Origin of the sequence: Pseudomonas sp. KBS0710 (assembly GCF_005938045.2) — a bacterium.
GTDB lineage: Bacteria > Pseudomonadota > Gammaproteobacteria > Pseudomonadales > Pseudomonadaceae > Aquipseudomonas.
On the sequence record NZ_VCCF02000001.1, the window covers coordinates 4,951,307 to 4,964,933 of the forward strand.

The 13,627-nt window shown below is 60.0% G+C and carries 11 protein-coding genes; 6 read left to right on the plus strand and 5 right to left on the minus strand.

Annotated features, from left to right (window positions below; genetic code table 11):
• Positions 1-24: 24 nt before the first annotated feature.
• Positions 25-1,563 carry a murein biosynthesis integral membrane protein MurJ gene (gene murJ / locus FFI16_RS22700; protein WP_138816906.1) on the minus strand — a complete coding sequence of 513 codons (1,539 nt, stop codon included), beginning with the start codon at positions 1,561-1,563 and terminating at the stop codon, positions 25-27.
• A gap of 253 nt (positions 1,564-1,816) precedes the next feature.
• Here murJ and rpsT point away from each other — a divergent pair, with 253 nt between their 5' ends.
• Positions 1,817-2,095 (plus strand): 30S ribosomal protein S20, encoded by a 279-nt coding sequence (gene rpsT, locus FFI16_RS22705; protein ID WP_003171647.1) that lies wholly within the window; start codon positions 1,817-1,819, stop codon positions 2,093-2,095.
• A gap of 285 nt (positions 2,096-2,380) precedes the next feature.
• On the opposite strand, the gene FFI16_RS22710 is transcribed toward rpsT, so the two are convergent.
• Positions 2,381-2,866 (minus strand): peptidylprolyl isomerase, encoded by a 486-nt coding sequence (locus tag FFI16_RS22710; RefSeq protein WP_138816907.1) that lies wholly within the window; start codon positions 2,864-2,866, stop codon positions 2,381-2,383.
• On the opposite strand from FFI16_RS22710, the gene FFI16_RS22715 reads away from it, so the two are divergent.
• From FFI16_RS22715 to FFI16_RS22725, 3 genes are all read left to right on the plus strand, one after another.
• Positions 2,865-3,155 (plus strand): DUF3565 domain-containing protein, encoded by a 291-nt coding sequence (locus FFI16_RS22715; RefSeq protein ID WP_256666305.1) that lies wholly within the window; start codon positions 2,865-2,867, stop codon positions 3,153-3,155. The two genes, FFI16_RS22710 and FFI16_RS22715, sit on opposite strands and share 2 nt — an antisense overlap.
• 79 nt (positions 3,156-3,234) lie before the next feature.
• Positions 3,235-5,334: a phosphate acetyltransferase gene (gene pta, locus FFI16_RS22720; protein ID WP_056859109.1), complete on the plus strand. Its 2,100-nt coding sequence runs from the start codon at positions 3,235-3,237 to the stop codon at positions 5,332-5,334.
• Positions 5,335-6,234, plus strand: a complete 900-nt coding sequence (locus FFI16_RS22725) for an acyltransferase (protein ID WP_138816909.1) — start codon at positions 5,335-5,337, stop codon at positions 6,232-6,234. It abuts the gene before it with no gap.
• 176 nt (positions 6,235-6,410) lie between these two features.
• Here FFI16_RS22725 and cysN read toward each other — a convergent pair whose 3' ends face one another.
• The 3 genes from cysN to FFI16_RS22745 form a co-directional block, all read right to left on the minus strand.
• Entirely contained in the window at positions 6,411-8,309 is a 1,899-nt protein-coding gene (gene cysN / locus FFI16_RS22730) for a sulfate adenylyltransferase subunit CysN (RefSeq protein ID WP_138816910.1), read from the minus strand.
• Positions 8,310-8,318: 9 nt separating this feature from the next.
• Entirely contained in the window at positions 8,319-9,236 is a 918-nt protein-coding gene (gene cysD, locus FFI16_RS22735; protein WP_003171640.1) for a sulfate adenylyltransferase subunit CysD, read from the minus strand.
• Between the two features lie 158 nt (positions 9,237-9,394).
• Positions 9,395-10,153: a Nif3-like dinuclear metal center hexameric protein gene (locus tag FFI16_RS22745; RefSeq protein ID WP_138452862.1), complete on the minus strand. Its 759-nt coding sequence runs from the start codon at positions 10,151-10,153 to the stop codon at positions 9,395-9,397.
• A 102-nt stretch (positions 10,154-10,255) separates the two neighbouring features.
• Here FFI16_RS22745 and algW point away from each other — a divergent pair, with 102 nt between their 5' ends.
• Positions 10,256-11,410 (plus strand): Do family serine endopeptidase AlgW, encoded by a 1,155-nt coding sequence (gene algW, locus FFI16_RS22750; protein WP_138816912.1) that lies wholly within the window; start codon positions 10,256-10,258, stop codon positions 11,408-11,410.
• A 108-nt stretch (positions 11,411-11,518) separates the two neighbouring features.
• Entirely contained in the window at positions 11,519-13,615 is a 2,097-nt protein-coding gene (locus FFI16_RS22755; protein ID WP_138816913.1) for a TonB-dependent siderophore receptor, read from the plus strand.
• The last annotated feature ends 12 nt before the right edge of the window (positions 13,616-13,627 follow it).

The window sequence follows — 13,627 nt, forward strand, 5'->3', positions numbered from 1 at the left end:
AACCGTTTTATCACGGCAAAGTCTCTAGCCAAGCGACTTTCGATTGAAATCACGCAGACGGAAGCCTTGCAGCAGCAACATCCCGAAGTACACCACTACACCCGCCACCACCAGAACCCCCAGGCGCATGAAGCGCTCAAGCATATGGCCTTGATCCCAGGCGGGCATGAAGTGAATCAGGCCCAGCAACACCGCCGACATCATCGCCACCGCCACCAGCAGCTTGAGGGCAAACAGGCCCCAGCCCGGCTGCGGCTGATACATCTGCTGCTTGCGCAGTTGATAAAACAGCAGCCCTGCGTTGATACAAGCACCCGCGCTGATGGCCAGGGCCAGGCCGGCATGGGCCAACGGGCCGATAAACACCAGGTTGAGCAGCTGCGTAACGATCAGGGTGAAAATTGCGATCTTGACCGGCGTGCGGATGTTTTGCTGGGCATAGAAGCCCGGCGCCAGCACTTTGATCACGATAATGCCGAGCAGGCCGACGGAGTAGGCGACCAGCGCACGCTGGGTCATTGACGCATCAAACGCGCTGAACTGGCCATATTGGAACAGCGACACGGTCAACGGCTCAGCCAAAATGCCCAGGGCCAGGGAACACGGCAAGACCAGCATAAAGCACAGGCGCAAGCCCCAGTCGAGGATGCGCGAGTATTCCTGGCGGTCCTTGCTGGCATAGGTGCGCGACAGCGTCGGCAGCAAGATTGTGCCCAAGGCCACACCGAGTACGCCCGACGGCAACTCCATCAAGCGATCGGCGTAGTACATCCAGGAGACAGAACCGGAAACCAGCAAGGACGCGAAAGCGGTGTTGATGATCAGGGAAATCTGGCTCACCGACACACCCAGGATCGCCGGCAGCATATTGCGCATCACACGCCATACGCCAGTGTCCTTGAGGTTAAGACGCGGCAGCACGAGCATGCCGATTTTTTTCAGGTGCGGCAGTTGGTACAGCAACTGCGCCAGGCCGCCGGCCAGTACGGCCCAGCCCAGGGCCATGACCGGCGGGTCGAAGTACGGCGTGAGGAACAGCGCGAAAATAATCATGCTGACGTTGAGCAACGTCGGCACGAAGGCCGGTACCGAGAAACGGTTCCAGGTATTGAGGATCGCCCCGGCCAGGGATGACAGCGAGATCAGCAATATATAAGGAAAGGTCACGCGCAACAGGTCAGTGGTCAGCGCGAATTTTTCCGGGGTATTGGCAAAACCGGGGGCCGTGGCCCAGATCACCCAGGGCGCGGCGAGCATGCCGACGAGGGTTACCAGCATCAAGACCAGGGTCAGCAGGCCTGAGACATAGGCAATAAAGGTACGGGTCGCTTCTTCACCCTGCTGGGTTTTGTATTCGGCCAGGATCGGCACAAACGCCTGGGAAAATGCGCCCTCGGCGAAGATCCGCCGCAGCAGATTGGGCAGCTTAAAGGCAATAAAGAACGCATCCGTGGCCATGCTGGCGCCGAAAATGCGCGCCAGCAGGGTGTCACGCACAAACCCCAAAACCCGGGAGATCATCGTGATAGAGCTGACGGCAGCCAACGATTTGAGCAGATTCATTGAAAGAGTTTGCGCCTTTAGATAAAGAGCAGGCGAACAAAGCGCCCACTTATGCGATACTGCGCGCCTGCAACAGCACAGAGCCAAAGCTCGCGAGTTTACAGGTCAAGCGCCGGAAATAAATCACCCGCCTCTTCAGATCGACCACTCAGCAGTTCGCATCAGCCGCCCTTGACAACCCATCAAGTCATCGGCATGATTCGCGGCCTATTTTGTTTGCTATTTCCTAAAAAGTCTTTCGAGGAGCTCGACGGTGGCCAACACACCTTCCGCCAAAAAACGTGCAAAACAGGCTGAGAAGCGTCGCAGCCACAACGCCAGCCTGCGTTCCATGGTTCGTACCTACATCAAGAATGTAGTTAAAGCCATCGACACCAAAGACGCTGAAAAAGCTCAAGCTGCTTACGTTCTGGCTGTGCCTGTTATCGACCGTATGGCCGATAAAGGCATCATCCACAAGAACAAAGCCGCTCGTCATAAGAGCCGCCTGAATGGCCACATCAAGGCTCTGAACGTCGCTGCAGCAGCCTAAGTGGTAACAACTGCCACGTAACTCAGGTTGCGTAACAGTTAAGAAATGCCCCGTACCGAAAGGTCCGGGGCATTTTTGTTTGTGCCCAATAACTGGGGCGCACAGATAAAAGGTGGGAGCGGGCTTGCCCGCGATTGCGGTGGGTCAGTGATGTATAAGGCGGCTGACACGCCCTCATCGCGGGCAAGCCCGCCCCCACACTTGGATTGCAGTGTATTTTCAGGCGCAAAAAAAAACGCCCCGAACCAGTCGGGGCGTTTTTGCTACCTATTGATCAAACCACAATCAATGGTGATGACCGCCTTCACCGTGGACGTGGCCGTGGGCCACTTCTTCCTGGGAAGCGTCGCGGATGGCAACGATCTTCACTTGGAAGTTCAGACGCTGGCCAGCCAGAGGGTGGTTACCGTCGACAGTCACCTCGTCGCCGTCCAGATCGCGGATGGTGACGATCTGCATTTGGCCGTCCGGACCGGATGCGTGGAACTGCATGCCCACTTCCAGCTCATCAACACCTTCGAACATGCTGCGGCTCAGGGTGCTGACCAGTTCGGCTTCGTATTTGCCGTAAGCATCTTCAGGTTCTACGGTGACAGTCAGTTCGTCACCGACGTTCTTGCCTTCCAGAGCCTTCTCCAGGCCCGGGATGATGTTACCTGCGCCTTGCAGGTAGACCAGCGGCGCGCCGCCGGCGGAGCTGTCGATGACCTCACCAGCGTCGTTGGTCAGGGTATAGTCGATGGAGACAGCCTTGTTAGCGGCGATCGTCATGGGGCGAGACCTTTTGCATAAGAATGAAGAACGGACAAGTCTAAACAAGGATTTGTCCGAAAGCGAACAGAACCCGGACAGACGGAACCGATCTACAGCATCATTCATCATCAGCTTCCTACAGGATGATGACCTGCACTGGGTGGCCAAGCTGTCCTGCGGCCACACCCAGCACCTGCGCCACCAGCCACCATGGCAGTCGCGCGCCTGGGTACTCGATGCTGCGCAACGCCTTGAAAAAATAGGCCAACCCTTTACGTGCGGCTGGTGTGCGCAAGCGCCTGAATAACGATAACCTTGGTGCCTGATTCCCGGTAGGCGCTCAGCCATAGAGCGCCACCGAAGCCATGCACCTCCAGAGAATTCGCATGCAGACTTTTTTTATCGCGCCCACCGATTTTGGTGTGGGTCTGACCTCCATCAGCCTTGGGCTGGTGCGTACCCTTGAGCGGGCCGGGCTGAAAGTCGGCTTCTTCAAACCGATTGCCCAGCCACATCCGGGCGACACTGGCCCCGAACGCTCCACCGAACTGGTGGCGCGCACCCACGGCCTGAAGCCACCACAACCCTTGGGCCTGGCCCATGTGGAACGCATGCTCGGCGACGGCCAGCTCGACGAATTGCTCGAAGAAATCATCACCCTTTACCAGCAGGCCGCCGTGGGCAAGGACGTGCTGATCGTCGAAGGTATGGTGCCGACCCGCAGCGCCAGCTATGCGGCGCGGGTCAACCTGCACCTGGCCAAGAGCCTCGACGCGGAAGTGATCCTGGTGTCGGCGCCGGAGAACGAAGTACTCACCGAGCTATCGGGCCGCGTGGAATTGCAGGCCCAGCTGTTTGGCGGCCCCAAAGACCCGAAAGTGCTGGGTGTGATCCTCAACAAGGTGCGCACCGACGAAAGCATGGAAGCCTTCTCGGCGCGCCTCAAGGAGCATTCGCCCCTGTTGCGCAGCGGCGATTTCCGCCTGCTCGGTTGCATCCCTTACCAGCCCGAACTCAACGCCCCGCGCACCCGCGACGTGGCCGACCTGATGGGCGCGCAGATCCTCAACGCCGGCGACTACGAAACCCGGCGCATGACCAAGATCATCATCTGCGCGCGCACCATGCGTAACACCGTAGAGCTGCTGAAACCGGGCGTGCTGGTGGTAACGCCGGGCGACCGTGACGACATCATCCTGGCCGTCAGCCTCGCCGCGATCAACGGCGTACCCCTGGCCGGCCTGCTGTTGACCAGCGACACCTTGCCCGACCCGCGCATCATGGATCTGTGCCGTGGCGCTTTCCAGGCCGGGCTGCCGGTGTTGTCGGTGAGCACCGGCTCCTACGACACGGCGAACCAGCTCAATAGCCTGAACAAGGAAATTCCGATTGATGACCGCGAACGTGCGGAGATCATCACCGATTTCGTCGCCAGCCACCTCGATGCACGCTGGCTGCACCAACGCTGCGGTACGCCACGGGAAATGCGCCTTTCGCCGGCGGTGTTCCGCTATCAGTTGATCCAGCGTGCCCAGGCTGCCAACAAACGCATCGTGTTGCCCGAAGGCAGCGAGCCGTTGACCGTGCAGGCCGCCGCCATCTGTCAGGCTCGGGGCATTGCGCGCTGCGTGCTGCTGGCCAAACCTGCCGACGTGGAAGCCGTCGCCCGCGCCCACGGCATCGAATTGCCCGAAGGCCTGGAGATTCTCGACCCGGACCTGATTCGTCAGCGCTACGTCGAGCCGATGGTCGCACTGCGCAAGAGCAAGAGCCTGAACGCGCCGATGGCCGAGCAACAATTGGAAGATACGGTGGTGATCGCCACCATGATGCTCGCGCTGGATGAAGTGGACGGTCTGGTCTCCGGGGTTATTCACTCCACCGCCAACACCATCCGCCCTGCCCTGCAACTGATCAAGACGGCGCCGGGCTGCACCTTGGTGTCGTCGGTGTTTTTCATGCTGTTCCCCGAGCAGGTGCTGGTGTACGGCGACTGCGTGATGAACCCGCACCCAAGCGCCGTGGAACTGGCGGAAATCGCCCTGCAAAGCGCCGACTCGGCCGCCGCCTTCGGCATCACCCCACGGGTGGCGATGATCAGCTATTCCAGCGGTGATTCGGCCAGCGGCGAAGAAGTCGAAAAAGTCCGCGAAGCCACCCTGCTCGCACACGAACAGCAAAGCTCACTGCTGATCGACGGGCCATTGCAGTACGATGCCGCCGCCAATGAAACCGTCGCAAGGCAACTGGCACCCAACAGCCAGGTCGCCGGCAAGGCCACGGTGTTTGTGTTCCCGGACCTGAACACCGGCAACACGACCCATAAAGCGGTGCAACGCAGCGCCGATTGCGTGAGCCTGGGGCCAATGCTGCAAGGCCTGCGCAAACCGGTGAACGACCTGCCGCGCGGCGCACAAGTGGACGACATCGTGTACACCATCGCCCTGACGGCGATCCAAGCCGCCAACCGACCTATGGATATCTAAATGCTGGATTTTCTACCTGCCGCCGTACGCGGGGTCATCGCCTCCTTGTTGTTGGCGCTGAACACGATCCTGCTGTGTTCGTTCTTGTTTATCGTCGCGCTGTTCAAGGCGCTGCCATTTGCCAAACGCTTCAGCGAATGGCTGATGAACCATACGCACGAAGCCTGGGTGACCAATAACAAGGGCTGGATGAACCTGGTGCGGCGCACGCGCTGGCACCTGAAGGGCCTTGAAGGCCTGGACTATCAGCACTCGTATCTGGTGACCAGCAACCACCAGAGCTGGGTCGACATCATGGTGTTGCAGTACGTGCTCAATCGGCGGATTCGCCCGTTGAAATTCTTCCTCAAGCAAGAGCTGATCTGGGTGCCGGTGATTGGCCTGGCATGGTGGGCGCTGGGCTTTCCGTTTATGAAGCGCTACACCAAGGCATATCTGGAAAAACACCCGGAAAAGAAAGGCAAAGACCTGGAAACCACGCGCAAGACCTGTGCGAAGTTTCGCGACAACCCGGTGGGTATTTTCAACTTTGCCGAAGGCACGCGGTTTACGCCGGGCAAGCATGCACAACAGAAATCTCCGTTCCGTTACCTGCTCAAGCCTAAGGCGGGCGGGATTGCGTTTGTGCTGGATGCCATGGGCGAGCAGCTCAAGTCATTGGTGAACGTGACCATCCACTACCCTGCCGGGCGCCCAGGTTATTGGGATTTGTTGTGCGGGAATGTGAAGGACGTGGTGGTGCAGTTTGAGGAAGTGCAGATTCCGGCCGGGTTTATCGGCAAGAATTATGAGCAGGATGGGGAGTATCGGTTGGCGTTCCAGGGGTGGATTAACCAGCTGTGGGAAGACAAGGACCAACTGCTGGCCAAACTGCACACAGACTTCCCGGATAACAAGTGATCAAAATGTGGGAGCGGGCTTGCTCGCGAATACGGTGGGTCAGCCACACATGTATTGACTGACACTCCGCTTTCGCGAGCAAGCCCGCTCCCACATTTGACCGAGTTGTTTTCAAGAGTCCATGAAAAAGCCCGCCATCGAGTGATCGGTGGCGGGCTTTTTTGTGGCGGCGAGGTTTAGATCGCGCCGCGCTGGCGCAACAGCTCCAGCACTTGCTTGACGCTGTCTTCCAGCGACGTGGCCTGGGTGTCGATCACCAAGTCGGCATTCAACGGCACGTCATACGGGAAGGACTCACCTGGGATGTTATCCCCACCCGCGGCGTACAGGCCTTGCGGATCACGCTCGGCGCACACCAGCGGCGATGCCTGCACGTAGACCGTCAGCAAGCGGTCGCTGCCGATCAACGCCTTGGCCTGTTCACGGCCTTCGGCATCCGGGGCAACGAAGGCTGCCAGAGTCAGCAAGCCGGCTTCGTTGAACTGACGCGCCACGTGAGCAGCACGGCGCCAGTTCTCAGTGCGCCCAACACGGTCCTGCGGCAAGCCCTTGTTCAGATCGTGACGCAGGTTCTGGCCATCGAGTACGAATACCGCGCGGCCCATGTCGAACAGCTTGCGCTCAACCGCATAAGCCAAGGTGCTTTTGCCGGCGCCCGACAAGCCGCTGAACAGCACGGTGGCCGGTTGCTGGCCAAAGCGCTGGGCGCGCTCTTCGGTGGCTACATGGGCGAGGCTGCCGTGTTGCGCAGCGCCACCATGGCCCACTGGCGGCGCGATGATCATGCCCGCAGCCACGGTGCCGTTGGTCAAACGGTCGATGACAATAAACGCGCCGGTGGTGCGGTTGCTGTCATAGCCATCCAGCGCAATGGCCGCGTCGAGGCTGACCTTGACCCGGCCAATCTCGTTCAATTGCAGCGAACTTGCCGGGCCTTCGGCCAAGGTGTTCACGTCCACGCGGTGCACGATGCTGGTGATCGAACCCGGCACGTAGCTGGTGGCGCGCTTGATGTCGTATTTCTTGCCCGGCAGCATCGGCTCTTCGGCCATCCACACCAGCATGGCGTCGAAAGCGTCGGTGACTTGCGGCACGTTGTCGGCATGCACCAGCAGGTCGCCACGGGAGATGTCGATCTCGTCTTCCATGGTCAAGGTCACGGCCTGGCCTGGGCCTGCGTGCTCCAGCTCACCCTCGAAGGTGACGATGGATTTGACACGGCTGCTCTTGCCCGACGGCAACACCACCACTTCGTCGCCCTTGTGCACGATGCCGCTGGCCAGGGTGCCGGCAAAACCACGGAAGTTCAGGTTCGGACGGTTGACGTACTGCACCGGGAAACGCAGGTCGGTGTAGTTGCGGTCGTTGGCGATCTCGACGGTTTCGAGGATCTCCATCAGCGACTGGCCGGTGTACCAAGGCGAGCGCTCGCTCTTGTTCACCACGTTGTCGCCCTTGAGCGCCGACATCGGCACAAACGCCATGGTGCTCGGCTTGAAGGCGATGCCTTCGGCGAACTTCAGGTAATCAGCCTTGATCGACTCGAACACGCTTTGGTCGAAGCCATTGATGTCCATCTTGTTGACGGCAATCACGATGTGCTTGATGCCCAGCAACGAGGCGATATAGCTGTGGCGGCGGGTCTGGGTCTGCACGCCGTAGCGGGCGTCGATCAGGATGATCGCCAGGTCACAGGTGGACGCACCGGTGGCCATGTTGCGGGTGTACTGCTCATGGCCGGGGGTGTCGGCGATGATGAATTTGCGCTTGGCGGTGGAGAAGTAGCGGTAGGCAACATCAATGGTGATGCCCTGTTCACGCTCGGCCTGCAGGCCGTCGACCAGCAAGGCCAGGTCGATATCATCGCCCGTGGTGCCGGATTTTTTCGAATCACGGGTGATGGCTTCCAGGTGATCTTCGTAGATCATCTTGGAGTCGTGCAGCAGGCGCCCGATCAGGGTGCTCTTGCCGTCGTCGACGTTGCCGCAGGTCAGGAAGCGCAACATCTCTTTGCGCTCGTGCTGGCCCAGGTAGGCGAGGATGTCCTCGCTGATCAAATCAGATACGTGCGACATGACAGCCCCTTAGAAATAGCCTTGACGTTTTTTATCTTCCATGGAGCCTGCGCCATCGTGGTCGATGACCCGGCCCTGGCGCTCGGAAGTTCGCGTCAGGAGCATTTCCTGAATGATGTCCGTCAGCGTCTCGGCTTCGGACTCCACCGCGCCCGTCAACGGGTAGCAGCCAAGGGTACGGAAACGTACTTTCTTTTTGACGATTCGGGCTTTGTCTTCGTCGGACAAGTGCTCGAGGATGCGGTCGTCGTCGATCATGATCAACGTGCCGTTCTTCTCGATCACGTCGCGCTCGGCGGCGAAGTACAGCGGCACAATCGGGATGCCTTCGAGGTAGATGTACTGCCAGATGTCCAGCTCGGTCCAGTTGGACAGCGGGAACACACGGATCGACTCACCCTTGTTGACGTTGCCGTTGTAGACGTTCCACAGCTCCGGGCGCTGGTTCTTTGGGTCCCAGCGGTGTTTGCTGTCGCGGAACGAGTACACGCGCTCTTTGGCGCGGGACTTCTCTTCATCGCGACGGGCACCGCCGAAGGCTGCGTCGAAACCATGCTTGTCCAAGGCCTGCTTGAGGCCTTCGGTCTTCATGATGTCGGTGTGCTTGGCGCTGCCGTGGGTGAACGGGTTGATGTTCTGCGCCACGCCATCGGGGTTGATGTGGGTGATCAGGTCCAGGCCCAGCTCTTCGACCATTTTGTCGCGGAACTTGTACATCTCCTGGAATTTCCAGCGGGTGTCGACGTGCATCACCGGGAACGGCAATTTGCCCGGGAAGAAGGCCTTGCGCGCCAGATGCAGCATCACGGCGGAATCTTTACCGATCGAGTAGAGCATTACCGGGTTGTCGAACTCGGCGGCGACCTCGCGGATGATGTGGATGCTTTCCGCCTCCAGCTGTTTCAGATGCGTCAGTTTGTCGACCATGGCTACTCACGGAAAAACGATCTTATGGACGGCCAGCGGGCCGTGTTCGAGCGGGGCATGCTAGCACAGCACCTTCTTCTATTCAGGGAGCCAGCTAGATCGAAACGGTATATGAATATGCCCCCGAGTTTGGCCTTATCTGGAAGCTGGCTCCCACATCAGATTGGATTCGGGCAATCGATGAACAGATGCTCCAGGGCGAAACGCCGCGCCAGGTAATCACCCAATGCCTGTACGCCATAACGCTCGGTGGCGTGGTGCCCGGCAGCAATAAAGCTGACGTCGTTTTCCCGCGCACTGTGGAAGGTCTGCTCGGACGCTTCGCCGCTCAGGTACAGGTCGACGCCGGCGGCAATCGCATCGTCGATGTAACCTTGCCCGCCACCGGTGCACCAACCCACCCGGCGGATCATCTCGCTGCCTTCGATCAGCAGTGGCTCGCGGCCCATTACATCCTGCACACGGCGGGCAAAATCACGCGGCGACAAGGGTTCGGCCAGGGAGCCGACCAGGCCGACGATTTTCGGGTTGTTCGGGTCCAGCGGGCCTTCGACAGTGATGTCCAACTGACGGGCGAGTTGCACGTTGTTGCCCACCTCCGGGTGCAGGTCCAGCGGCAGGTGGTAGGCCAGCAGGCTGATGTCGTGCTTGAGCAGGGTTTTCAGGCGGCGCTGCTTCATGCCGGTGATACACGGGTTTTCGCCTTTCCAGAAATAACCGTGGTGCACCAGCACCAGGTCGGCCTGGGCTTCAACCGCAGCGTCCAGCAACGCCTGGCTGGCGGTGACGCCGCTGACGATGCGCATCACCTGCGGGCGCCCCTCGACCTGCAGGCCATTGGGGCAATAATCGGCAATTTTTGCGCTGCCAAGGTAGCGGTCCGCTTCCTCGACCAGAGTGCTAAGGGGGACAGCCATAAAAGACTCCTAAATATCCCGTTCCGAGGCGCTCGCAGCCTCGTATAATGCGCGACATTATGGGCGCTCTCCCGCCCCCTGCAACCTGTCAGGACTTACTTGATGCTCAAGGCACTGCGTTTTTTTGGATGGCCATTGTTGGCTGGCGTGCTGATCGCGATGCTGATTATTCAGCGCTATCCCCAATGGGTGGGCTTACCCAGCCTGGATGTGAACCTGCAACAGGCCCCGCAAACCAGCTCCGTGGTGCAAGGCCCGGTCACCTACGCAGACGCCGTGGTCATCGCTGCGCCCGCCGTGGTCAACCTGTACACCACCAAAGTCATCAACAAACCGGCGCACCCGCTGTTTGAAGACCCGCAGTTTCGCCGTTATTTCGGCGACAACGGCCCCAAGCAACGCCGCATGGAATCGAGCCTGGGTTCGGGCGTGATCATGAGCCCGGAAGGCTACATCCTCACCAACAACCACGTGACCACGGGCGCCGACCAGATTGTGGTGGCCCTGCGCGACGGCCGTGAAACCCTGGCCCGTGTGGTTGGCAGCGACCCGGAAACCGACCTCGCCGTACTCAAGATCGATTTGAAAAACCTGCCCTCCATCACCATCGGCCGCTCCGAAGGGCTGCGCGTGGGTGATGTGGCACTGGCCATCGGCAACCCGTTCGGGGTTGGCCAGACCGTGACCATGGGCATTATCAGCGCCACCGGGCGCAACCAGTTGGGGCTTAACAGCTACGAAGACTTTATCCAGACCGACGCGGCCATCAACCCGGGCAACTCCGGCGGCGCGCTGGTGGATGCCAATGGCAACCTGACCGGCATCAACACCGCGATCTTCTCCAAGTCCGGCGGCTCCCAGGGCATCGGCTTTGCGATCCCGGTGAAGCTGGCGATGGAGGTGATGAAGGCGATCATTGAACACGGTCAGGTGATTCGCGGCTGGATGGGCATTGAAGTTCAGCCGTTGACCAAGGAACTGGCCGAGTCGTTCGGCCTGACCGGTCGCCCAGGCATCGTGGTCGCCGGGATTTTCCGCGATGGCCCGGCGCAAAAAGCCGGCCTGCAATTGGGCGATGTGATTTTGAGCATCGACGGCGAACCGGCCGGTGATGGCCGCAAGTCGATGAACCAGGTGGCGCGGATCAAGCCGACCGACAAGGTGGTCATCCAAGTGATGCGCAACGGCAAAGAGATCAAGCTGGTGGCGGAAATCGGCCTGCGGCCACCGCCGGCTCCGGTCAAAGAAGAGGAATAACGGCTGTGGGAGCCCGTGTGCGGGCTCCTGTAACCTAATATTTCTAAAGGAATTCATTCTCATTGGTCATGTTATATTGTTTCAATATTGCTATTGGAACGCCCTATCATGCCGTCTCGAAGATTTGCCCCCCTGGCTGGCCTGGCCATGGGCTTGTTGCTCGACCCCGCCTATGCCGAAGACAACAGCGTTGAACTGGACACCATCAGCGTCACCAGCGACGCCTATGAATCCGCCACCGGCCCGGTCACGGGCTACCGCGCCACCCGCTCCGCCAGCGCGACCAAGACTGACACGGCCCTGCGTGACATCCCACAATCAATCAGCGTAATTCCGGCCACAGTGCTCAAGGACCTGGGCAGTACCAACGTGGAACGTGCCCTGGAATTTGCTGGCGGCGTGTCCAAGCAGAACAACTTCGGCGGCCTCACGCTTTACGAATACAGCGTGCGCGGCTTCACCACATCGGAGTTTTACCAGGACGGTTTCAGCGCCAACCGTGGCTACCCGAGCACACCGGACGCGGCCAATATCGAGCGCATCGAAGTGCTCAAAGGCCCCGCCGCCAGCCTGTATGGGCGTGGCGATCCGGGCGGCACGGTGAACATTGTCACCAAGAAGCCGCAGCCCGAAGCGTTCACCACCGTGCAAACCAGCGCCGGCAGTTGGGACCGCTATCGCACTGCGCTGGATGTGAATACCCCGCTGGATGACGAAGGCCGTGTGCTGTCGCGGGTCAACCTGGCAGTGGAAGACAACCACAGCTTCCGTGATCACGTCGACGCCCAGCGCGTGTTCGTCGCACCGTCTTTCAGCTGGCAACTGAACCCGGACACCCGCCTGCTGGTGGAAAGCGAATTTGTGCGCCACAGCTCCACCTTCGACCGTGGCATCGTCGCGCCGCAGGGCATGTCGCGCTCCACCTTCCTCGGCGAACCCAACGACGGCAACATCCGCAACCACAACAACCGCATCCAGGCCGCGTTGGAGCATCACCTCAACGACGCCTGGCAATTGCGCCTGGCCAGCCATTACAAACAGGGAAGCCTGTGGGGTGATGCCTCGGAGAGCCGCGCACTGAATGCAGACGGCCACACCGTCAACCGCCGTTACCGCGAGCGCTCCACGGGTTGGCACGACAGCATCACCCAGCTTGAATTGCGCGGCATGTTCGATATTGGCAGTTGGCAGCATGAGTTGCTGATCGGCACCGAATACGAGGACTACCGCAAGAAGGAACGCGTCACCGCGATCGGCGGCAGCCTCTACCCCATCGACATCTACAAACCCGTCTACGGCCAGCCCAAACCCAACGGCGCACGTTCCGGTACTGACTTCTACGAGCAGGTGAAAAGCCAGGCGTTGAACCTGCAGGACCAGATCATCTTCACCGACCGCCTGCGCGGCATGGTCGGCGCACGCTTTGAGCATTTCGAGCAAAGCACCGATGACTTCACCCGCAACCACGCCAAGAGCCGCCAGACCCACGACGCCCTCACCCAACGCGCCGGTTTGCTCTACCAACTCACGCCGCAAGTCGGCGTGTTTGCCAACGCCTCCACCTCGTTCAAACCCAACAATGGCCTGGACGCCGGCGGTAAATCCTTCAAACCGGAAGAAGGCGTGGGCTATGAAGTGGGCATCAAGAGTGAGCTGTTTGACGACCGCTTGAGCACCACCCTGGCCGCCTTCCACATCGAAAAAGAAAACGTGCTGGCACTGGACCCGGCCACCGACACCAACCGCGCCATGGGCAAGGCGCGCAGCCAGGGTTTTGACCTGCAACTGAGCGGGCAAGTGACGGACGCGGTACGCGTGATCGGCGCCTTTGCCTACATCGACGCCGAAGTGACCAAAGGCGACAAAACCATTCCCACCGGCAGCCGGATTCTCGGCGTGGCCAAGCGCAGCGGCAGCCTGCTGGGCGTGTATGCGTTTCAGGACGGCGCACTGCGCGGCTCAGACCTGGGCGCGGCATTTACCTACGTCGGCGATCGCTCCGGCGAGGCCGGCGGTAGCTTCGAGCTGCCGGCGTATCACACCGTCGACCTGCTGGCCCACTACAAGGCCAGTGACAAGGTCACCGTGGGCTTGAACCTCAATAACTTATTCGACGAAAAGTACTACGAGCGCTCCTACAGCAATTACTGGGTCATGCCCGGTGAGCCGCGCAACTTCACCGTCAGCCTGACCCTCAACCTGTAACAGGACGCCACC

Bases quoted from the DNA above. Each gene is read 5' to 3' on its own strand.
- murJ (WP_138816906.1), bottom strand. From the start codon at position 1,563: ATGAATCTGCTCAAATCGTTGGCTGCCGTCAGCTCTATCACGATGATC.
- FFI16_RS22715 (WP_256666305.1), top strand. From the start codon at position 2,865: ATGGGGCGAGACCTTTTGCATAAGAATGAAGAACGGACAAGTCTAAAC.
- FFI16_RS22710 (WP_138816907.1), bottom strand. From the start codon at position 2,866: ATGACGATCGCCGCTAACAAGGCTGTCTCCATCGACTATACCCTGACC.
- pta (WP_056859109.1), top strand. From the start codon at position 3,235: ATGCAGACTTTTTTTATCGCGCCCACCGATTTTGGTGTGGGTCTGACC.
- FFI16_RS22725 (WP_138816909.1), top strand. From the start codon at position 5,335: ATGCTGGATTTTCTACCTGCCGCCGTACGCGGGGTCATCGCCTCCTTG.
- cysN (WP_138816910.1), bottom strand. From the start codon at position 8,309: ATGTCGCACGTATCTGATTTGATCAGCGAGGACATCCTCGCCTACCTG.
- cysD (WP_003171640.1), bottom strand. From the start codon at position 9,236: ATGGTCGACAAACTGACGCATCTGAAACAGCTGGAGGCGGAAAGCATC.
- FFI16_RS22745 (WP_138452862.1), bottom strand. From the start codon at position 10,153: ATGGCTGTCCCCCTTAGCACTCTGGTCGAGGAAGCGGACCGCTACCTT.
- algW (WP_138816912.1), top strand. From the start codon at position 10,256: ATGCTCAAGGCACTGCGTTTTTTTGGATGGCCATTGTTGGCTGGCGTG.
- FFI16_RS22755 (WP_138816913.1), top strand. From the start codon at position 11,519: ATGCCGTCTCGAAGATTTGCCCCCCTGGCTGGCCTGGCCATGGGCTTG.